Below are 22,407 nucleotides of genomic sequence, written 5' to 3'. Positions count from 1 at the left end.
TCATGTCCTTGCGTAGCGAACGGTGGTTTAATCATCCGTCCAAAGAAACTCGATTTCAACATCTATCGGCCATGAGGGCGAACGGACATGTTCCGGAATCTTTCGTAGGCAAGCCGATTATCGGCATCTTTAATTCGTGGAGCGACTTGAATAGCTGTAACGCGCCTCATAAGGAATTGGTCGAGTTCGTCAAGCGCGGAGTGCTGATGGCCGGCGGCTATCCGCTGGAGATGCATACGATTACCGCGCCCTCCGACTTCGTGAAGCCTTCGGATCTCCCCTACCGCAATCTGATGGCGATGGACATCGAGGAATCGATTCGGGCTTTGCCGATCGACGGCGCCGTCTTGCTCAGCGAATGCGACAAGACGACTCCCGCTCAGCTTATGGGCGCGGCAAGCAGCAATATTCCCTCGCTTCAGTTGGCGGCCGGGCATCGGGCATCCGGATCTTTCCGCGGGAAAAAAGTAAATGCCGGTACCGACCTTTGGAAGTTTATGGATGAATACAATGCCGGACTGATGACCGACGAGGAATTGACGGAGCTCGAGAAATGCATCTCTTGTTCGCAGGGAGGATGTCCCGTTATGGGAACCTCGTCTACGATGAAGAGCCTTTCGGAAATATTGGGCATGATGCTTCCGGGTACGTCCAGTATTCCCGCCACGCATGCCAAACGGAAATGGGCGGCGGAAGATACGGGCAGAAGAATCGTCGACATGGTCAGGGAGGGTTTGACGCCATCCCGCTTAATGACGGAAGGCGCGTTCGATAACGCGATCAAGCTGCTAGCGGCGGTCGGGGGTTCTACCAACGCGGTTATTCACTTGACCGCGATTGCGGGCCGACTCGGCATAAGCATCCCCTTGAAGCGTTATGAAGAACTGTCCGCGGGCATCCCGCTGCTGGTTAACCTTCAGCCGAGCGGCGAGCACAGCATGGACGATTTCTTCGAAGCGGGCGGGCTGGAGGCAGTCATCGGCAGATTGCTGCCGAAGCTGGATACGAGCTGTCTTAGCGCTTTGGGAACTACGCTCGAGGAAACTTATCGCGACTATGCTTCTTTCCGCGACGATATCATTTACACGATCGACGAACCTTATAAGGCGAATGCCGGCATTGCCGTGTTCTCCGGAAATTTAGCGCCTTCCGGCGCGATTCTGAAACGGGCGGCGAGTTCGTTCATCAACCATAAGCATAGAGGCCAAGCGATCGTATTCGATAGCTACGAAGAGATGCATGAACGAATAGACGACGAGAATCTGGAAGTCGACGAGACGTCGGTGCTCGTGCTCAGAAACTGCGGCCCTATCGGCGCGGGAATGCCGGAATGGGGGGCGTTGCCGATTCCCAAGAAGCTGTTGAAGCAGGGAGTGCGGGATATGGTTAGGATCAGCGATGCCCGCATGAGCGGAACGAGCTTCGGGACGACGATTTTGCACGTGTCGCCGGAAGCTCAGCTCGGCGGACCGCTCGCGGCGATCCGCACGGGGGATTGGATCGAAGTGGATCTGGATCGAGGCCATCTCAGCGTCGAGTTGGACGAGACGGAAATGAACGAGCGAATGAAAGACTGGGCTCCCGTTCGCGTTCATAAGCGCGGATTTATGCGGCTGCATGCGGATCATGTCCTTCAGGCCGACGAAGGCTGCGATCTCGATTTCCTGCGTCCGGGCTCGAAGGAAGAAGCCGTTTTTATAGAACCGACCGTAGGAAGAGGTTAATCGACAACAAATCCTCCGCATTCATTTGGAGGATCCGAGGGGGAAACAACGATGAGCAAAGCTCAAGCATTCGCGGCCAGTCTCGGACTGCCGGAGCGCGATCAATATCAGCTCGCGACGAGCGCCAAGAGATTCGAGGACGGAGCGCATTACCGGGTGGAAATTCCATCCGTGGAAGGACCGGCGATCTTGGAAAGCGTCATCGCCGAATCCAAGCGGTTCGGGTTAACGGTAAACCGGGTATCCCAAGGCAGCGGCATTATGCTGTTAAGCGATTCCGACATTCTGGACATGGCTCAGATGGGGAACGCGGAAGGTTTGGAAGTGTGCCTCTTCGTCGGACCTCGCATGAGCTTCGACATTAGCGCGATGGCGTTAAGCAGCAACGGCAAGGCGCTAGGCGGAAGACACGCGGGAATGGACCAGCTGTTATACGGGTTGGAGGATATTTTCCGCGCGGCGGATCTAGGCATTCGCAGCGTTCTCGTTGCCGACGAAGGCTTGGTATGGCTGATCGATCAGGCCAAAAGCAAAGGACAATTGCCGGCCGACCTGGTCGTCAAGATCTCCGCGATGATGAGCCCGACAAACCCGGTCAGCGCCAAAATCATCACCGAGCTCGGCGGCAATACCTTGAATTTAACCGGGGACATCACGCTTCCCCAATTGTCGTCGATTCGCGCGGTCGTAGATACGCCCGTCGATCTCTATATCGAGTCGCCGGACGATATGGGCGGGTTTGTCCGCAATTACGAAATTCCGGAAATCGTCAGAGTCGCCTCGCCGGTTTACTTGAAATTCGGCCTGCGCAACGCGGCCAGCGTCTATCCCGTAGGCGCCCACAACAAAGAGGTAGCCAGAATCCAGTGCGTGGAAAAAGTGAACAGAGCCCATCTGGGTCTTCGATTATTGGAACGGAACAATGCCTCTTTCATTCAATCCGGCAAATTTGCCGCAGGCTTGGGAGTCCCTACTCGGAGCTAACGTAAAGACACATGGGATGGAGCGGATAGAGAAATGACGATAGAACAAACGTATCTTAACTATAGCGATGGCAAATGGAGCCCGTCCGTAACGGGAAGAGTAACCGCCAGCATCAATCCGGCCGATACGAACGAGATCGTCGGATACGTGCAGGATTCCGATGCGGCCGATCTCGAACTCGCGGTGAGCGCGGCCAATCGCGCCAAAGTCGCATGGCGCAAGCTCTCTGGCGCGGCCCGGGGGGATTATCTATTCAAGGCGGCCAATATTCTGGAGGCTCGGCTGGAAGAGATCGCGGAAACGATGATGCGCGAGATGGGGAAAACGTTGGCCGAAAGCAAAGGCGAGACGGCCCGCGGAGTCGCGATTCTTCGTTATTATGCCGGGGAAGGGATGCGTGCGACAGGGGACGTGATTCCGTCGACGGACAGCGAAGCGATGATGTTCACGATGCGGGTTCCGCTCGGAGTCGTGGGCGTCATCACTCCGTGGAATTTCCCGGTCGCGATTCCGATGTGGAAAATGGCGCCGGCCCTTATTTATGGCAATACCGTCGTGATCAAGCCGGCGCTTGAAACGTCGATTACCGCCGCCAAGCTGATGGCTTGTTTCGACGAAGCGGGTTTGCCGCCGGGCGTCGTGAATATGGTCACGGGCGATGGGGCCGTGATCGGGGGCGGCATCGCGCAGCATCCTGGTATACAGGCTGTCACCTTTACGGGTTCCAATAAGGTGGGGAAACAGATCGGGCAGGCCGCGCTTTCCCGCGGAGCGAAGTATCAATTGGAGATGGGCGGGAAAAACCCGCTGATCGTAGCGGAGGATGCCAACCTCGAGCTGGCGCTGGATGCGGCCGTTATTGGCGGATTGAAGTCCACCGGGCAGAAATGCACGGCAACGAGCAGGGTTCTCGTGCAAGCTTCGATCTATGATATTTTCCGCGAGAAGCTGTTGGATCGGGTACGGCAGTTGAAGCTCGGGAACGGGAAAGACTCCTCGACGTGGATGGGACCTTGCGCCAACGAAAGACAGCGCGATACCGTGCTTTCCTATATTAACAAGGGAGTCGCGGAAGGAGCGAGCTTGCTCTACGGAGGAGCCATCCCCGCCGATGAGGATCTGAAGAACGGATATTACGTGTTGCCTACCGTATTCGACAAAGTGACTTCGGACATGGCGATCGCCCAAGAAGAAATTTTTGGTCCGGTGCTCGCGCTCATGCCTTTCGATCGTTTAGAGGATGCTCTATCGCTAGCCAACGACGTGGAATACGGCCTTAGCGCCTCAATTTTCACGCAAAATATCGGCAACATCCTTGCCTTTATCTCGGATATGGATGCAGGATTGGTTCGCATCAACGCGGAAACGGCAGGCGTTGAGCTCCAAGCTCCGTTTGGCGGAATGAAGCAATCGAGCTCGCATTCGAGAGAGCAGGGGCAGGCGGCCAAGGAATTCTTTACCTCGATTAAAACGGTTTTCTTAAAAGCATAAAATTCGGAAATCTCAGCAACAACAGGGGAACAGGAAGACGAGGCCGCACATGACCTTGCCATCCTGTTCCTTTTTCAAAAACTATACTTTTTTGAGGAAATAGTATACTTTTATATGTATTTTTTATACGTTCTTACTCTTATGATATAAAATGTAAGCGCTATCCAAAAATTAAAAATAAGAGTTGGGAGGTTGAGCGACTAGTTGAAAGGAATTTGCGCTCACAATTCAGACACCGTGTTTTGTGAAAACTCAAAATAAGTTGGAGGCGAAATTATGTTCACGTTAAAGTCAAAATCATTGAATTTGTTAATCGCGTTTACTATGGTCGTATCCGTATTCCTGTTCGGGTCATCGCAAAAAGCTAGCGCGGGACTCGCATCCGGTTCCAAGTTTTTGGGTAACGTTATCGCTAGCAGCGTTCCATCCAACTTCGGAACCTACTGGAACCAAGTCACTCCCGAGAATTCGACCAAATGGGGCTCCGTCGAGGGAACCCGCAATTCCATGAGCTGGTCCCAAGCGGATATCGCTTACAACTATGCGAAAAGCAACGGGTTCCCGTTCAAATTCCACACCTTGGTATGGGGAAGCCAAGAGCCAAGCTGGGTCGCAGGTCTCTCGGCGGCGGACCAGAAAGCGGAAGTCACCCAGTGGATTCAAGCGGCAGCTCAAAGGTACGGCGGCTCGGATTTCGTAGATGTCGTGAACGAACCGCTGCACGCCAAGCCTTCCTTCCGAAACGCGATCGGCGGCGACGGCTCTACGGGCTGGGATTGGGTCATCTGGTCGTTCGAGCAAGCTCGACTGGCGTTCCCGAATTCCAAATTGCTGATTAACGAATACGGCATTATCAGCGATCCGAATGCGGCAGCCCAGTATGTCGCGATCATTAATTTGCTGAAAAGCAGAGGCTTGGTCGACGGCATCGGCATTCAGTGTCATCAGTTCAACATGGACACGGTATCCGTAAGCACGATGAACAGCGTATTGAACACGCTCTCCGCGACAGGGCTTCCGATCTATGTATCGGAGCTGGATATGACGGGCGACGACGCTACTCAATTGGCAAGATACAAAGAAAAATTCCCGGTTTTGTGGGAGAACACGAACGTAAAAGGCATCACGCTGTGGGGGTATATCCAAGGCCAAACGTGGAAAGACAATACGCACCTGGTTACTAGCTCGGGCGCTGAACGCCCTGCGATGACATGGCTGAAGCAGTATCTCGGCAGCGGCGGAACGCAGATTCCGGCAGCGCCTACGGGTCTTACGGCGACTGCGGGCAACGCGCAAGTCGCGCTCGGTTGGACGGCATCGAGCGGCGCGACCAGCTACACGGTGAAGCGCGCGACGACAAGCGGCGGACCGTACACGAACGTGGCGACGGGCGTAACTGCGACGAGCTACGCGAATACGGGGTTAACGAACGGCACGACGTATTATTATGTCGTCAGCGCAACGAATAGCGCGGGAACAAGCGGCAATTCCGCGCAAGCGAGCGCGACACCTTCAGCCGGCACGCAAATTCCGGCAGCGCCGACAGGATTGACCGCTACGGCAGGCAACGCGCAAGTCGCGCTCGGTTGGACGGCATCGAGCGGCGCGACCAGCTACACGGTGAAGCGCGCGACGACAAGCGGCGGACCGTACACGAACGTGGCGACGGGCGTAACTGCGACGAGCTACACGAATACGGGCTTAACGAACGGCACGGCGTATTATTATGTCGTCAGCGCAACGAATAGCGCGGGAACAAGCGGCGACTCGTCGCAAGTCAGCGCGACGCCAAGCGCGGGCGGCGGCACGGGAACTCTCGTCGCACAGTACAAGGCGAGCAATACGAACGTGACAGACAACACGATCGGCGCGACGTTCAACATCAAGAATACGGGCACGAGCGCCGTTAGCTTAAGCGGAGTGAAACTTCGTTATTACTTCACGAAGGACGGAACCGCGAGCTTGAACGCTTATGTGGACTACGCGCAAGTAGGAGCGGCTAACGTCAGCGGCGCGTTCGCGAGCGCAACGGGCACGAATACCGATACGTACCTAGAACTATCGTTCAGCGCAGGTGCTGGCTCGATAGCGGCGGGCGGACAGACCGGGGAAATCCAGATCCGGATCGCCAAGTCCGATTGGTCGAACTTTAACGAAGCGAACGACTATTCGTTCGACGGAACGAAGACGGCTTTCGCCGACTGGAATAAAATCACGTTGCTTCAGGGCGGTACGATCGTCTGGGGCACGGCTCCTTAATGAATCATCAATAAAATAAAGGGTTCTACCTATTAGTCATGCTAATAGGTAGAACCCTTTTACTATTAAAAACGACATTAGTTCCGACTAGCAAAAGCTAATCAATTCGTAAACCGGTCGATTTGCTGCTGCAGCGAGAGAGATAACTCCTTTAATCGGTCCGCTTGTTCGGACAGTTCCAGCATCGCGGTCAAATTGCCGGAGGACATGCCGATCATCCGGTCCATTTGCTCGGAAGAGCCTTTGGCAATGCCGGCGATTTGCTGAATCGTTGCCGACACCTGCTCCGACGATGCGGACAACTGTTGCGCCGCCGCGGAAATTTCCTGCATCTGGCCGGCAATGCTGCGAGTGGAGGAGAGAATGAGCTGGAATGTCCTCCCGGCGTCCTGAACGCTTTGACTACCGAGTTGCACCTCTTGGCGCGCATGGGTCATGGCCAGTAACGATTGCTCGCTTGTTTTCTGGATTTGATTCAGCGCCTCGGCGATTCCGTCGGCGGAAGAGCCCGACATTTCCGCCAGCTTGCGCATTTCGTCGGCGACGACTACGAAACCTTTGCCGTTCGCGCCTGCCCGAACCGCTTCTATGGACGCGTTAAGCGCAAGAATATTGCTTTTATAGGCGATGCTCTTAATGAAACCGGCCATTTGGCCGACCTGTTGGGAAACCCCGCTCAATTGGTCGATGGACGAGGCCGTCCCGTCAACGGACTCCTGAATCGCTCCCATTTGGTTCACGACGCGATCCAATGCGAGCTTGCCTTCCTCGGCTTGGTCGGCGGAATCCAGCGAGACCTGAAGCACGTTGCCGGTCGTTTCGGCGATACGCCCAATGCCGACCGCCATCTCGCCGATCGCCGTTGCCGAATCTATCGTGCCTTGAAGCTGCATCTCGGTACCTTGCGCCGTCTCTTGGATCGACGCCGTTAACGAGGCATTGGATTCGGAGGATTGCTTGGCAATATCGGCAAGCCGAACGGAAGCGTCGGTGGCATGCACGGCGTTCCGGGCGCTGGCTCCGAGCAGCGTCCGCATCTCGTTCACCATATGGTTAAAAGATTCGGCAGCTGCTCTCATCTCGTCTTTCGTCGTCGCTTGCATTTGCGTTTGAAGTCGTCCTTTGGACACTTCGGTCGTAGAATGAACAAGCGAACGGATCGCTCTCATGATCGAGGAATAGAAGCCGATGAACATGTAACAGACGAGCAGCGTAAGTATGGATACGGCCGAGCCGACTTCCAACTTGACGCGAAGATAATGAGACTGGCTCTGCTGTAAAAGGCTAGACAATTGATCGGTGTCGACCTTATGAAGATCAAGAATGGCTTGAATAGCCTTTTGCGCGGAATCGGCCAATTGGTCGTAAGTGCCTGTAACCGTCCCGTACGTTATGTATCTTTCGTTCAATTCGAATTGAAACCGGTCCATCGACTCGAAAAATTGCTGGTAGGCGGGGTCCAGTTCTTGTTTCAGATCCGGATTCTGCTCCGAAATCGTCGCATAACCCGAAGAGATGTCGGCCGTAGAGGATTTAATGGCCGCCGCTTTCCCGGTAATATCCGTCAACTCATCGCGGCTCAAATCTTTCTTGTCTCCCATGCGTATTCCTTGATCCCGCATATTGCCGATACTTTTGAGAAGCTGGGGGAGAGAGTCGATCGTCGCTTCGATTAAATAATGGGAATCGAGATTTTGATCGATAATCAGCTTGGACGTGTCCCCGACATGAGCGGCGAGATCCGTAGCTTCGTCCATGAGGAAATTCTCCTCGTTCACGATCTGCGCAGGCAGGAAGTCCGCGCTTGTCGTTTTGATTTCCGTCCAATGCTGCTTCAGCTTCTTCCAGCCTTCGGAAGATTTAAGGCTCGTTCCGAGTTTGCGGTCTAGCTCGTCCATCTGAGCGATTGTTTGATCGATTCTGTCTTCGGTAGCTTGCATCTGGCCCTTGGATAGAGTGAGCTTGCGATGCTCGTCTATGGCAGACATAAAGGAGAACAAACCGCGGTTATATTCTACCCCTGTATTCTCTCGTTTCGCCAAGTCTTGCCCTTTATTTAAATCGGTCACGAGATAATAAAGCGGAAAGGATAACGATCCTAAAATCAGAACGCCGATGAGAATAAATTTGTAAGCATACTTAAGTGAATTCAGCGCGAGTAGTGCGGGCTTTAATAGGATTTGCATGGTCATTCTCCTTACCCGGATAGAATTGGAAGATAACTTATTTAACCACAGAAATTCGATTTTTTCGACACAAATATGTTAAATTCGAGTTAAACCAACAAATTCCGACGCTGTCATTCATGATTTTTCCAAAAGAGGGATGAAAGTGTTTGTTGAGATGGGCGGGAAAAGCCCGCTGTTCGAAGCGAAGAATTAATTCTATATATCGTGCGCGCGGCCCTTGGTCGTTCCATCAGGAGCGATCGGGCTTTTTTGCGTTTTCGGGCTTTGCGTTACGCAAATGGACGGATATCGGACGATTTGTACCCCCGAAATCGGGAGATTCGTACGGCCGAAGACGCAGATGTACCTACCGCCGACAATGTTGGGATGCCTATAATCGGGGTGCGGTAAGCGTTTTCACAAGTACATAGCACGATCACTATTTCGGTAAAGGGGATGCGAAAATGAAACAAGTACACTCGCGAAGCCGGAGGAAAATCTGGCTTGGATTGCTTTTGGCCATCGTGGTCATCGCGCAGGTCGGAATCGTCGGCCCGAAGGCCGGCGTAGCGGAAGCGGCCAATAACGGATTGGCATTGAAGCCTTATATGGGCTGGAGCAGCTATAGCATGCAGGTCTACGACGGACCGGGAGGCAACTGGATCTCCGAAGCCAAGATCAAACAGATGTCCGACGCCATGCACGAGAAGCTCCAAGCCCACGGCTATGAATATATCAATATCGACGCGGGCTGGAACGGCAGCATGGACGATTACGGTCGGCCGATTCCAAGCACGACGAATTATCCGAACGGGTTCGAGAACTTGGTCGACTACATTCACGCCAACGGCCAGAAGGTCGGCATTTATCTCATTCCGGGCGTGTCTCCGGATGCGGTAACCCGCGATCTTCCGATCTACGGCGCTCCCGGATGCTCGATCGGAGACATTGTCGTTCGTCCGTTCAAATACGCGGATTACTGGAACCTGGGCTACAAGATCGATTTCGATAATCCCTGTGCGCAGAAATACGTCGACTCCATCGCCGACGTGATCGCTTCATGGGGCGTGGACTTCGTCAAGTTCGACAGCGTCACGCCGGGTTCCGGCCACAACGACGAGACCATCGATGCCCGCGGAGACGTCAAGGCATGGTCCGAGGCGCTGAGCCGACACGGAATCTGGTTCGAATTAAGCTGGGCGCTCGACCATAATTACGTGGACTATTGGAAGAAATACGCCAACGGCTGGCGCGTTGACTGGGACGTCGAGTCCTACGACCGCGAGGTCGGAATGACGCAATGGGCCAATATCGCCCGATTGTTCCCCGACGCCGCGTTGTGGTGGCGAGACGCCGGGCCGGGCGGGTGGAACGACTTCGACTCCTTGAACGTCGGCAACGGCGCGACCTCCGGGCTCACGAGAGACGAGAGGCAGACGGCGGCGACGCTATGGGCGGCTTCGGCCGCGCAATTGTACACGGGCGACGATTTGTCCAACCTGGACGACTACGGGTTGGAGCTGTTGACGAACGACGAAGTGATCGCCGTCAACCAAGCCGGCCGACCGGTGCATCCGGTGTCGACGGCGACGAACCAGCAAGTCTGGTACGCCAATAACGGAGACGGAACCTATACGGTGGCACTGTTCAATCTGGGCAACAAAGGCGCGACGGTTAACGTGAATTGGAGCGATATCGGCTTGAACGGATCCGCATCGGTGCGCGATCTATGGAGTCATAGGGAGCTCGGCTCGTATGCGACCGGCTACGGCTCGGCGTACTTGGAGCCGCACGCTTCCCGCTTGTTCAAAGTTACGGCTGCGAACGGAACCTCGCTCGTGAACGACGACGATACGGGAATGAGATACGCGGGCGAATGGACGCGCAACGGCGGCAAAGAATTGGTGCGCGATTCGCAGGATTTGTCTGTCGTCATCTCGGATTCGTCGGCTTCGGGTACAAACGGAGCAAACGATAACCAGAACGGTACTAATAACGCGCCTTCATCCGATCCGGACCCGGAAGCGATTACGTCGTCCGGATCCCAAGTCGTGATCATTAACGATAACGATCCGGGCATTCAATATTCGAATAAGTGGGGATACAGCAGCGGAAGGCAGTTCGGAGATTATAACGGTGACGTTCATTACGGGGAACCGGATAACGGTACCGAACCGGAATTGTCCTACGTTTTCTCGGGTACCGGCATTGAAGTGCTGGCCGAGAAAAGCGAAAGCACCGGCAAGATGGATATTTATATCGACGGCGAATTCAAAGAAACGGTTGATGGATACGGTTCCCCTCAATCTGGTCAATATTCCGTTTACAGCGTCGCAGATCTTGCTCCGGGGCAACATACGCTGAGAATCGTCCGTAACGGAGGCGGCCAATACTACTTCCTCCTCGATGCGTTGAAGGTATCGACGGATTCGTTGATCGGGGCTCCTTCCGCCAACGCCTTCAATAAGGATCAGCCGGTCGACGTCACGACGGCGTTGACGCTCGGTTCGGGCTCGTTGAACGGTATCAAGAACGGCCTGGCGACGCTTCGGTCGAACGTCGACTACACGATGTCCGGCAACGTCGTCACCATCAAGAAGGAATACCTGCAACAGCAGCCGTCCGGCCAATCGACGGTATTGACCTTCGGATTCGCGGGCGGGGCCTCGCAGAGCCTGTCCGTCGCGATTACGGGAACGTCGATCAGCCCGACGGTCGCGAGCTTCGACAAGCGGCCTACCGCGCAAGCTAACTTGGCGGTTACGTTGACGCTCGGCGACGGCAACAGCCTGACCGGCATCAAGAACGGAACGTCGGTCCTGACTTCCGGCGACGATTATATCGTTAGCGGTAACTTCGTTACTTTGTCCAAGTCGTACCTGGCTCAACAACCGGTCGGCGTCGCCAACCTGACGTTCGAGTTCAGCGCTAGCGGATCCCGGACGTTGGCCGTGACGATAAGCAACTCCTCGTCGCCCGGACGTTACGCGATGATCAACGACGACGATCCCGGCATCCGGTATACGGGGGCATGGGGCCGGAGTACGGGAAGAGCATTCGACGATTACATGAAAGACGTGCATTACGTAGAGACCAACGGGGACTTTTTCACGTATACGTTTAACGGTACGGGCATCTCTTACATCACCGAGATCGACCAAGGCCAAGGCAACGTAGACATCTATATCGATGGTCAGCTTCACGGCACAGCCAATACTTACGGCGCCAACGCTCACAACGTCGCGCAGCAGAACGTTTACACCGTGTCCGGTCTCACGCCGGGGCTACACACGCTGAAGGCCGTCAAACGCTCGGGGCAATTCATGCTGCTCGATGCGCTGCGGGTGCAGATGACCGACCGGATCGACGTTTCGTCGGTCGACTTCGACAAGAAGACATCCGCGCAGAGCGACGTCGTCGTTAACGTACTTTCCAGCATTGATAGCCTAAACGGCATTTCGAACGCGTCGAACGTGCTCGTGAACGGCATCGATTATGCGATATCGGGAAGCCGAGTGACGATCAAAAAGGAATATCTTGCAACGCGCCCTCTCGGTACTACGAAGTTAACGTTCAGCTTTAAAGGCGACTATGGCGATGACGTGCACGCGACTTCGGCGGACGGAGATTATTATCAATATACGTTCAAAGGAACCGGCATCGAGCTTCTTTCTCCGACGGGGCCGACCCAAGGAAACATGGACGTATATCTCGACGGTGCATTGAAGCAAACGGTCAGTGCCTTGTCGGCGACCCGTAACGCCCAAGTCAGCTTGTTCAGCGCAACCTCGCTGCCGAGCGGCACCCATACGATCAAGGTCGTCAAGAAATCGGGAAGCGAGATGCTCGTCGACGCCTTGCGGTACAATGTCGCTTCAACGCCGGTTCCGCCGTCAAGCGGAGGGGGAGGCTCGGGAAGCGGCGATTCCGGCACGGTAAACATCGTGCGGACGACGCAACCGGACGGTACGGGCAAGGATGAAGTCAAGCTCACCGGCGACAATACTCAAGCCTTGATAGACAAAGGAAAAGCGTCCGGATCGAAGGCGGCGGTCGTCTCCATCCCCGACGCGAAGGATGAAACTTCCCTTACGAGCGTGAAGTTAGACAAAGCATCGATCGGACTCATCGCGCAAAGCGGACTCGGCTTGGATATCGATACGGCCAATGCGAAAATACGGATTCCGAACCTCTCTCTCCTGGGATTCGCCGGCGACGCGTATTTCAATCTCGTTCCGGTCAAGTCGAACGAGAAGACCAAGGAGATCGAACAACGCGCCAACGGGGCGACGGTCGTCCTTGCGGCGACATCCGGCAAGAAGGTGACGGTCGTCGGAAGACCGGTGGAGATCGAGACGAATGTTCAGAACCGCGAGGTAACGCTTGTGCTTCCGCTTCAAGGCCTGAACCTGAGCGATTCCGAGCTGAGTCAACTAGGAGTCTATATCGAACATAGCGACGGAACGAAACAGTTCCTCAAGGGCGTAATAACCACGTTCGACGGCGGCAAAGGCCTTCAATTCACGATCTCGAAGTTCAGCACGTTCACGATCGTGAAGACGGGCGACGAGGCTGCGGCCTCCTCGCATCAGGCCTATATGAAAGGCTTCGCCGATGGCTTATTCAAGCCGGAGAAGGTCATTACCCGCGCGGAAATGGCGGCGATTCTGTCGCGCGTCGCGACGCGCGAAGGCACCGGAAACGTTCGCGCTTATAGCGACGTGAAGAACGGTTACTGGGCTTCGGACGCCATCGCCAAGGCGACAAGCATGGGCTTGATGAGCGGCTTCGCGGATGGCAGCTTCAAGCCGGAACAGCCGATTACCCGCGCGGAGATGGCGGCGCTCGCGATCCGATTCGCGGCCGGCGGCTCGAACGCGACAGGAACGGGCGACGGGTTCAAAGACATCGCCGGCAATTGGGCGGAGCAAGCGATTAAAGCCGCGCAAAGCGCAGGCTACATGAAAGGATATTCCGATGGCACCTTCCGTCCGAGCGCTTCGTTGACCCGCGCGGAAGCCGTCGTTATCCTTAACCGACTGTTAGGAAGAGGTCCGCTCTACGGGATCGAACAATCGCCATGGAAGGATGTCCCGAACGGTTACTGGGCGGTCCGAGACATCGAAGAGGCTTCGATCGACCACGGCCACTAAAAAACGTTAGTATTTGATTTCGTAAAATGCATGCCAATAAATAAAGGCGATTTTCCATTCCGTTCGGAATGAGAATTCGCCTTTATTTTTGGTTTTCTTCATGCTTTCTACTTTAATAGTATCAATATTTTTTTGAGACTGCCTCGCGATACATGTCCGCAAGCTTGACAGCCATTCCCTCTTGCAATCTCGAATGTTCGGACGCAAAGGCCATTAGATGGCTTTGCAGGGACGCCGTTGCGGACGTCAGGCCATGCGACGGATTGCTATCGAACCGGCAGACATCGCGTAGGAACGAGCCGACCATGCGTTCATCGCCGCCTCCGTGACCATCGCCTTCGACATTGCAACGAATCTCGACCTGTTCTCCTCGCGCATAGCGATATAAGGTAAAAGCTCCCTTATCCATGTCGCCTATGATTTCGCCGTGCGTGCCCATGATCTGAACCCGACGCGTACCGCTTTGCGTCAGTCCCGACATGACGAACGATGCGTTCGCTCCGTTCTTGAACGCCAGGTTCACGACCTGATGGTCGACGACGTTGTTATCGCAGCGATAGACGCAACGCCCGAAAGGGCCTTCCCTCAGCGCGGTCAGGATTCCTTCCTGCGACAAGTCGTTCGTCATGTAGCGCGCCCAAGGATGATGCGGCGGCTGCATGTACATTTTCATAGCCGAGAAGGCGCAATCCTTCTCGACCGCGCAGCCGTCGATGCAGCGGTCCGTCGAGCCTTCCGGAGCGTTCTCCGCCCTGAAATGAAGCAAAGAGCCGTAAGAGCTTACGCTCGCGCACGGCTGATCCATCAGCCAGGAGATGATGTCCAGATCATGGCAGGATTTAGCTAGAATCATCGGACTTGTTTCTTCCGAATTCCGCCAGTTCCCTCGCACGTAGCTATGCGTCATATGGGGATAGCCGACGTTCTCGACCAATTGAATCGTACCCACGGTTCCGAGCTCGCCGTCCTCGATGCATTTCTTGATTCCCGACCAGAAGGGGGAATAACGGAGAACATGCGTGACGACGAGAAGCCGTCTGAACCGATGCGATGCCTGTTCCAACGCGATGCATTCCTCCAAGGAAGGGGACATCGGCTTCTCGAGCATGACGTGATATCCGAGCTCCATCGCTTTCATTGCGGGAAGATAATGCATCCGATCCAGCGTGCAGATAATCATGACATCCGCCATGCGGCCGTGATCGAACGCTTTTTCCCAGGAATCGTACCTGCGCTCGGGGACGATGCGATGAATGTCCGCAAACCGGTTTCTGCGCTCCTCGTCAGGCTCGGCTACGGCGACGATTTTCAGTTCGTTCGGAAATTTCTCCGCATAGGGTCCGTAAATATATCTTCCCCGGCTACCGGCGCCTAGTAAAACGGCCGTTACTTTTTTCAAGACATTTCCTCCTCTTGTGCGCCTTACGTACCCCAATTGTAAAGGGACAGACCGAGAGGAAAAAGAGATCGTTGCTTACATTTCATATACAATTATTGACCTTGCGCCGGGGGGTGTCGCAAGATGCGGAAATCCTGGGGCGTCATCTCGTTTTGTTTTTTGAAAAAGCGAATAAAGGCAAGCGCGGAGTTATACCCGAGTTCGGCCGCGATTTCGCCTACTTTCATAGAAGTGTTCAGAAGTCTTTCTTTGGCGATCAAGTTCCTGTAGTCGTTGACGTATTTCGATAATCCGATGCCCGTAATTTGCTTGTAGAGCCTGGACAAATAAGAGGGATTCAAGCCCACGTAATCCGCCAGAGCCGTCAAGGAAATGTCGGTAGAAATATGCTCTTCGATATAACCGTGGACTTTGTTGATGACTTCCGCCGGCAATTGCGTGCCTCGCTGTGTATTCCATTCGAAGAAGCAGTCGGCCATTTGCCTGTAATATTGAATCAGCTCCGGCCATGGGGTAGACTCGTCGTGACGAAATAACTTATCGAGGTCCAATTGCGTATTCGCGTAGTCGCAAATTTCCCGGTTTCTATGAATATAGAACAAAAACACCGCCGAAAGGGAATGGTACAATTCGATTTTCCGCTCGTTCGGGGTTCCCGGGTCCTTCCATATCGCAGTGAGTTCCGTATACAGCTTGTCGAATTGCTCCGGATGATCATTCTCGAGACAGCTCATGAGCAATTGCACCCGGGTATGATAGAAGCTGTCGCGATGACTGCCCGAGAGATCGTTGCTCTCTTTCGCCTGAATATCCTTGTCGGTCATCAGGACTTCATGGAATAAGCCATGCCCCGAGATCAAGCCGTATTTCATCGAGTGAAACCGATCCGACAGGCGATGCCACGCAGTCGTCTCGCCCCCGAGAATGAAAGAAGCGGAAAGTCCCAGCAGTTTCTTGCAAGTGGCTTGAACGGTTTCCAGAATACCGCTCGTATATAGATGTGCTTTAATCCATTCCGAGCCGTCGGGGTCGACGGACGACTCGCCCGAGGCTTTCGGTTGAATGATCCAGACGATTTTGGACAGCTCGAATACGACGGAGTAGCTTCGTACCTGCGCCGACAAATACTCGTCGCAAATATTTTGCATCGCATAGGCCAACAGCGCTTTATCCGGCGTCGTGAACATCTCTTTCCAAGCGTCCAATCTTCCGATGAGCAAATAAACGGGCATCGTAGCGTCGAGCGGAAGATCAAGTTCCCTGAAGGCATGATCCAACTGGCTCTCCATGACCTGCTTGCCTTGGAGCAGTCCCCACATATACTCTTTTTGCATCGAGGGCAAGGCCAGTCTCATTTTGGCTTGCGCTCTCGCGATCATCTGGGCTTGATCTTGTTCTTCTTCGATTTTAGCGATGGCCCGTTCCACGGATCGGATGATTTTCTCGTCGCTTTCGATTTTCAGAATATAATCGAAACTGCCGTAAGTAATGGCGCTCTTGGCGTATTCGAAATCCGTATAACCGGTCAGAAAAATGACTTTGCACGCGGGCCAACGCGATCCGATTTCCCTGAGCAGCTCGATGCCTTCGATTCCGGGCATCTTAATGTCGGAAAGCACGATATCGACGCGATGATGGGACAAGACCTCCAGCGCTTCCTCGCCCGAATAGGCCGTCATGACTTCGAGCTCCAAATGCTCGGTCAGCTCGAACAACTCCAGAAGTCCTTCGACGATAATAGGGAGGTCATCGACAATAAGCAGTCTATACATCCGCATTCCCCCTTAGCTAAAGCTTAGTTTGATCGTGACCCGCAGACCGCCTAATTCGGATCGCGACACCGCGAGACCATATTCCTCTCCGAAACGCAATTGAATCCGGCGATGAACGTTCAGGATGCCCGTCGTTTCCTCGATTCGGCTCGTGGCATACTGCAGCTTCTTCCGGAGCAGCTCGATTTCTTCGTCTTTTATTTTCCGCCCGTTATCTTCGACGTAGAGAAAGAATGCATTCTCCTTTTCGTCGCTATGAATCCATAGCTCTCCGGGTTGAAGCATGTTGCCTAGCGCGTGTTTGTAAGCATTCTCGATAATCGGCTGCAAAATCAATCGAGGAACGTGAATCGCGGGAACTTCGCCGTCGAACCAGACTTGTATTCGTTCCCCGTAGCAGATCGTTTGCATCTCGACATAGGTGCGGGAGTGCTCCATCTCAAGGGCAAGCGGAACGTCGTCCTCGTCGTTGCGGGTAATGAACTGAAAGTATTGTCCGATGTACAAACAGAATCGATAGGCTTTATCTTTCTGTTTCTCGGATTTGATCAGACGGCACAGAACGAAAAAGCAATTATACAAAAAGTGAGGATTAATCTGAGATTGCAATCGTTTCAGCTCCGACCGTTGATTCCGGATTTGCTGTTCGTAATTTTCCTCGATCAGCGTTTTCAAGGAGCGCACGGTATCGTTGAATGCCTGATACAAATATCCGAATTCATCCGCGCCGCGGTCGATCGCGATCGGTTCCAGCCGGTTCTGCTGAACGCGGCGGAAGGAGTGGACAAGCTTCATCAAAGGGCGGTAAATCAGTCGCAGCAGAAAATAAGTAAAGAACAGCACGATGCCAACCGCGAGAACGCAAGCCCACCAGAATAAGGTTCGATACATATGCAACGAACCCAGCGCTGTCTCTTCGGGGATGCAAGTAATCGAGTAGGAGTTCCATATTTTCGAATATTTATAGACGGCGAGAAAGCTATTGCCGTTATTGACGATCGTTTCATAACCTTCATCGGAAAGCGCTTCCCGCTTTTTCGCCGCGAAAGCTTTGACTTGTTCCAACAACGCCGGGTCCATGCCGCTATCGATGTCCCAGCCGCGTGCCAAATTCAGCAACACGCTCTGTCCTCCTCGCGCGTTTCCGATTTGCGCCAACGTTTCCTTGATCTTGGCGGCGGATAATTCGACCCCTACGATATACAAAGGATTTTTAACCGTATTAATGGGATATTGCATCGTAATAAAAATGCGATTTTTCCAATAGATAAACGGTTCTTCGATCATTTTCTTGTTGGTCTGCATCGCGGAATATTCCCGTTCGTCCAAGTAGGTTTCAAAACTGTTACTCAATATCGTGCGCTGGAGCAAAGGGATATAAGCTATGGTTTCTTTAATGTAAGGACTTGAATTTTTCATCAGTTCCAGCCTGCCCTGGATATCCAATATTTTGCGCGCGCGCTCGTAGGAGGTCATCTCGTTGCCCGTCGTCGCGATTTCCATTATATCTTTGTCCATCACGTAATTCGGCAGATAACGGCTGATCCGATCCGCTTCCTCGTCCAACGAATGCATATAAAACCGTGTCGTATTCAGAACCGAATCGGAAATTTCGTTGCGAATATTATTCGAGCCTTTCTCATTGATCATCCAAGTGATCGCTAACATCGGCAATAAGGCCGCCAAGAAGGCAGCCATTATTTTCCTGAATATGGAGGAGTCGTGCAAAAAGAATAAGCTTTTCATCGTTCGTTCTCCCGCGCTGTGTCGTGAATACTCCGATCTTATTCTTTTACGCTTCCCATGACAATTCCCTTAATGAAAAATCTTTGAAGGAACGGATACACGATCAGAATCGGAAACGCCGCCACGAATATTTGCGCCGCCCGGCTCGTGCGATCGGATAGCTTGAGCATCAACTCGACGTTCTCCGATTTGATGAAGCGGAAATCCATCTTGATAATGACGGTCTGCAGAAATGTTTGCAGCGGATAGTTCTCGGTGTGGTTCATATACAACATGCCATCGAACCAACTGTTCCAATGCCAGACCATCGTGAACAGTCCCGTCGTGGCGAGCGCCGGCAGGGAGAGGGGAACATAAATTTTCCATAGCGTTTTAAAATGTCCCGCCCCGTCGATGCGCGAGGATTCCTCCAGTTCTTTCGGCAAATTCCGATAGAAGTTGAGTAGCAGGATGACGTTGAACACCGGGACCGCCGACGGCAATACGAGCGCCCACATCGTGTCGATCATGCCTAGATTTTTCACGGTCAGATAAGAGGGGATAAGGCCCCCGCTGAACAAGATCGTAAAGACGAAGAACCAGGAATAGAACGTTCTGAGCCGGAAATTCCGCGGATCTTTCGACAACGGGTATGCCGTTAAAATCATCAGGAACATGCTGACGGACGTTCCGAGGACGACCCGCTGGATCGAGACCGAGAACGCGCGCAAATATTCGGGCTTGCCGAATACGTTGTCGTATGCGGCGGTCGTGAACTCCACCGGCCACAGGACGACTTTGCCCGCTGCCGCCGCCTGTCCCGAACTGAAAGAGATAGCCAAAATATGAAGGATAGGCATGAGGCACATGAAAGAGATGAGCATCAGAAAAGCTAAGTTGCCCGCCACGAATATTTTTCTGCCTAATGATCGGTCTGTCGTCACGGTAAGTCTCCTTCCGAATTGCGAACTAAACTTAGAAAATGCGGTAATTCGCTACGCGATAGGCCAGGACATAAGATATCGAAATGAAGATGAAAGAAACGATGGACTTCAATAGTCCTACGGCCGTAGCAAAACCGAATTGCGCCTGTTGCACGCCCATGCGGTAGACGAACGTATCGATAATATCCGCGCTTTCATAGACCGGCGGGCTGTACAGGTTAAAGATTTGTTCGAATCCGGCGTTGAGCACGTTGCCGATATTCAGCGTAAACATCAGGATAATGATCGGCATCATGCCGGGCAGCGTGATGTGAAAAGTTTGCTTGAGCCGGCTTGCTCCATCCATGGCCGCCGCTTCGTAAAGAGAAGGATTGATGCCGGTCAGCGCGGCCAGATAGACGATCGTGCCGAATCCGAACTCTTTCCAGATATCCGACGCGACCATCACGTAAGGAAACCAATGGTTGTCGCCCAAGAAAAAAATCGGCTTGATCCCGAGAAAACCGAGCAATTGATTGAATACGCCGGAGGTGGGAGACAGAACGTCGACCAGAATTCCGCCGAGCAGCACCCAAGACATGAAGTGCGGCAAGTACACGAGCGTCTGGAACGTCCGTTTGATCCATTCCCTGCGCAGCTCGTTAAGCAGGATCGCAATCGTGATCGGCACGAGCAGGCCGGCGAAAATTTTCATCACGGCGATATAAACGGTATTAAAGAAAACGCGGCCGATATCGGGATAGTCGATCAATAGCCGAAAGTTTCTCAAGCCAATTAAAGGGGAGCCGAATAAGCCTTTGTTCGGAACGTATTTCTGAAAAGCCATGACGATGCCCGCCATCGGGACATAGCTGAAAATCAATACCAGCATAATTCCCGGAACAAGCATCAGATGAAGAGGCCATTCTCTTTTCCACATCCGAGTTAGTACGTTCATGCCTATCACCTCGATGTTTAACGTAAGCGTTGATTCAAAAGGGGAAAGAGGGATGTTATCCCTCTTTCCCGCGCGATTATTTATGGGTCGCGTACCACTCGTTGACTTCTTTCGTGATTTCGTCGCCGCCGAGTTTTTTCCATTCCCCGACGAACTTATCGAATTCGTCGACGGAAACCTGGTTCATGATGATTTTGAAGTACACTTCGTCGCGCTTCTTGAGCAGAATTTCCTGTCTGTCCGCCATTGCCGCTGTTGGAGCGCCGTAGAATTTGTTTTGCAAGTATTGCTTGTTTTGCTGGATGGTCGGGATGAGCGAGAACGCGCCATTAGGGCCGGAGATCAAATTTTCCCACCACATGCTCGTGTCGCCGCCTTCGATGTATTTCATCGCACGCTCGTAACGCGTTTTTTGGTCTTTTGTCTCGAGAATGCTCGTGTCTTTGTTCGCGATGGCTTTCGGCAAAATTTCGCCGTTGTTGTCGAGCTGTTTGCCGACGCGAAGCGGGCTGAGCAGCCAGTAATTGTTACCCTTTTCCTTAAGGTCTTTGCCGAATTCATATACTTTTTGCTCCGGCGTCGGGTGGTTGTCCACGACGATCCAATGGTTCAGCAATTTGATGACGCCTTCCGGATGCATCGCTTTTTTCGAGATGACGTAATAGTCGTCTACGCCAAGTCCGATTTGCTCCAAAGTCGGGTTGTTATCTACCGTCGGAATCGGGAACACGCCCCATTCCTGCACGACTTTGCCGTCTTTCACCGCGCCTTTGGCGAGCTGGGCAGGCGCCCACGAAGCGCCGAAAACCATGCCTACGCCGTCGTTGTAGATGAGCTCGGCTTCTTTCTCCGTATCTTTAACGGCGAATTCGGGATCGATCAAGCCTTTCTTGAACATGTCCTGCAGCATAGACAGCGCATCTTTCACTTGCGGTTGGATATCGCTGTTAACGAGACCGCCGTTACCGTCGTCGATCCACATATTCTCGTAAGCGTGGAACCCGTTGAGGAATCCGCGCAGCCCGGTGACGCCGGTATCGATGCTGAACGGATTTTTGCTGACCGCGAGGCCGTAAGGAGTTTTCGATTTGCCCGGATTTTTCGTCTTGAACGCTTCCGCGATCGTCTCGAGATCCGCCATCGTCTTCGGCTCCGGCAAATTCAATTGCTTGAGCCAGTCGGTACGGATGTACAGGAACTGGTAGTAGTAAGGATTGTAAGAGCTCGGAATGCCCATCAGCTTGTTGTCGAACGTGGCCGTCTTCAGCTGCATGCCGCCGTCCATCGTCAGAAACTTCTTCGTTTCTTCCGTGGCGTACTTGTCGTACACTTCCGTAATGTCCATGATCATGCCCGCTTCGGTCAGTTCTTTCAACTGCGTCGCGTTCACCTGCATGAAATCCGGAAGATCGTCGGATGCGATCGTGATTTTAACTTTTTCCTTATATTGGGTAACATCCGCGATCCATTTGTTCGTAATCTTAACGCCGATGTCTTTCTCGTACGCGTCGTACACGGAGTTCTTGTCGAAGCTTTCGCCATCGTCGAACTTCAAGTAAGGATCGCTTTGCGATACCGTCGAAACCTCGACGACTTCGTTCGAGTCTTTCGGGTCGTTAGATGCGCTTGCCGTGCTTCCTTGCTCGGATGCCGACGCGCTCGGCGACGATTTCTCCGATTGTTTATCGTTGTTGCCGCACGCGGTCATCGTTACGCAAACGCTCAAAGCCGCGATCAAGAGGAACTTCCTGTTCAGCCTCATACTACCCCTCCGCATAATGTCTCATAATAGTCAGCCCCGCTGCCGTCGGTCAGCTTCGCTTCATAGTTCAAGTATAGGAAGAAGAGAGG

Annotated in this window: 12 protein-coding genes; 5 read left to right on the top strand and 7 right to left on the bottom strand. The window is 53.3% G+C overall.

The genetic code is table 11. The annotated features are described in order from the left end of the window. The first annotated feature begins 2 nt into the window (after positions 1–2). The 4 genes from D7Z26_RS21330 to D7Z26_RS27850 all read left to right on the top strand — a co-directional run bounded on the left by D7Z26_RS21330 (position 3) and on the right by D7Z26_RS27850 (position 6,458). Positions 3–1,724 carry a dihydroxy-acid dehydratase gene (locus D7Z26_RS21330; RefSeq protein WP_120979041.1) on the top strand — a complete coding sequence of 574 codons (1,722 nt, stop codon included), beginning with the start codon at positions 3–5 and terminating at the stop codon, positions 1,722–1,724. 51 nt (positions 1,725–1,775) lie between these two features. After that, a complete protein-coding gene (locus D7Z26_RS21325; protein WP_120979040.1) occupies positions 1,776–2,708 on the top strand; it encodes a hypothetical protein in 933 nt (310 codons plus the stop codon). Positions 2,709–2,741: 33 nt separating this feature from the next. After that, a complete protein-coding gene (gene gucD, locus D7Z26_RS21320; protein WP_120979039.1) occupies positions 2,742–4,199 on the top strand; it encodes an alpha-ketoglutaric semialdehyde dehydrogenase GucD in 1,458 nt (485 codons plus the stop codon). 276 nt (positions 4,200–4,475) lie between these two features. Then, on the top strand, positions 4,476–6,458 hold the full coding sequence (locus tag D7Z26_RS27850) for an endo-1,4-beta-xylanase (protein WP_233567100.1): 1,983 nt from the start codon (positions 4,476–4,478) through the stop codon (positions 6,456–6,458). A 101-nt stretch (positions 6,459–6,559) separates the two neighbouring features. Here the strand turns inward: D7Z26_RS27850 and D7Z26_RS21310 are convergent, their stop codons facing one another. Then, entirely contained in the window at positions 6,560–8,644 is a 2,085-nt protein-coding gene (locus D7Z26_RS21310; protein WP_158602391.1) for a methyl-accepting chemotaxis protein, read from the bottom strand. Positions 8,645–9,090: 446 nt separating this feature from the next. Here D7Z26_RS21310 and D7Z26_RS21305 point away from each other — a divergent pair, with 446 nt between their 5' ends. Beyond that, a complete protein-coding gene (locus D7Z26_RS21305) occupies positions 9,091–13,779 on the top strand; it encodes a X2-like carbohydrate binding domain-containing protein (RefSeq protein ID WP_120979037.1) in 4,689 nt (1,562 codons plus the stop codon). A 121-nt stretch (positions 13,780–13,900) separates the two neighbouring features. Here D7Z26_RS21305 and D7Z26_RS21300 read toward each other — a convergent pair whose 3' ends face one another. From D7Z26_RS21300 to D7Z26_RS21275, 6 genes are all read right to left on the bottom strand, one after another. Then, positions 13,901–15,178 carry a Gfo/Idh/MocA family protein gene (locus D7Z26_RS21300; protein ID WP_120979036.1) on the bottom strand — a complete coding sequence of 426 codons (1,278 nt, stop codon included), beginning with the start codon at positions 15,176–15,178 and terminating at the stop codon, positions 13,901–13,903. 92 nt (positions 15,179–15,270) lie between these two features. After that, positions 15,271–16,950: a response regulator gene (locus tag D7Z26_RS21295; RefSeq protein ID WP_120979035.1), complete on the bottom strand. Its 1,680-nt coding sequence runs from the start codon at positions 16,948–16,950 to the stop codon at positions 15,271–15,273. Between the two features lie 12 nt (positions 16,951–16,962). After that, positions 16,963–18,696, bottom strand: coding sequence for a sensor histidine kinase (locus D7Z26_RS21290; protein ID WP_120979034.1), 1,734 nt, complete (start codon positions 18,694–18,696; stop codon positions 16,963–16,965). A 38-nt stretch (positions 18,697–18,734) separates the two neighbouring features. Beyond that, positions 18,735–19,559 carry a carbohydrate ABC transporter permease gene (locus tag D7Z26_RS21285; protein WP_120979131.1) on the bottom strand — a complete coding sequence of 275 codons (825 nt, stop codon included), beginning with the start codon at positions 19,557–19,559 and terminating at the stop codon, positions 18,735–18,737. A 91-nt stretch (positions 19,560–19,650) separates the two neighbouring features. Next, a complete protein-coding gene (locus D7Z26_RS21280; protein ID WP_199731754.1) occupies positions 19,651–20,556 on the bottom strand; it encodes an ABC transporter permease in 906 nt (301 codons plus the stop codon). 76 nt (positions 20,557–20,632) lie between these two features. Beyond that, entirely contained in the window at positions 20,633–22,318 is a 1,686-nt protein-coding gene (locus tag D7Z26_RS21275) for an extracellular solute-binding protein (RefSeq protein ID WP_120979033.1), read from the bottom strand. Positions 22,319–22,407: the final 89 nt, after the last annotated feature.

The organism is Cohnella endophytica (assembly GCF_003628305.1).
GTDB classification, from domain to species: domain Bacteria; phylum Bacillota; class Bacilli; order Paenibacillales; family Paenibacillaceae; genus Cohnella; species Cohnella endophytica.
The sequence above is the reverse complement of the archived record's forward strand: the minus strand, read 5'-3'. Positions and strand labels throughout refer to the sequence as shown.

Coding starts and splice junctions, on each gene's coding strand:
- D7Z26_RS21330 (WP_120979041.1), top strand. CDS start 3: ATGTCCTTGCGTAGCGAACGGTGGTTTAATCATCCGTCCAAAGAAACT.
- D7Z26_RS21325 (WP_120979040.1), top strand. CDS start 1,776: ATGAGCAAAGCTCAAGCATTCGCGGCCAGTCTCGGACTGCCGGAGCGC.
- gucD (WP_120979039.1), top strand. CDS start 2,742: ATGACGATAGAACAAACGTATCTTAACTATAGCGATGGCAAATGGAGC.
- D7Z26_RS27850 (WP_233567100.1), top strand. CDS start 4,476: ATGTTCACGTTAAAGTCAAAATCATTGAATTTGTTAATCGCGTTTACT.
- D7Z26_RS21310 (WP_158602391.1), bottom strand. CDS start 8,644: ATGCAAATCCTATTAAAGCCCGCACTACTCGCGCTGAATTCACTTAAG.
- D7Z26_RS21305 (WP_120979037.1), top strand. CDS start 9,091: ATGAAACAAGTACACTCGCGAAGCCGGAGGAAAATCTGGCTTGGATTG.
- D7Z26_RS21295 (WP_120979035.1), bottom strand. CDS start 16,950: ATGTATAGACTGCTTATTGTCGATGACCTCCCTATTATCGTCGAAGGA.
- D7Z26_RS21290 (WP_120979034.1), bottom strand. CDS start 18,696: ATGAAAAGCTTATTCTTTTTGCACGACTCCTCCATATTCAGGAAAATA.
- D7Z26_RS21285 (WP_120979131.1), bottom strand. CDS start 19,559: ATGCTCATCTCTTTCATGTGCCTCATGCCTATCCTTCATATTTTGGCT.
- D7Z26_RS21280 (WP_199731754.1), bottom strand. CDS start 20,556: ATGAACGTACTAACTCGGATGTGGAAAAGAGAATGGCCTCTTCATCTG.
- D7Z26_RS21275 (WP_120979033.1), bottom strand. CDS start 22,318: ATGAGGCTGAACAGGAAGTTCCTCTTGATCGCGGCTTTGAGCGTTTGC.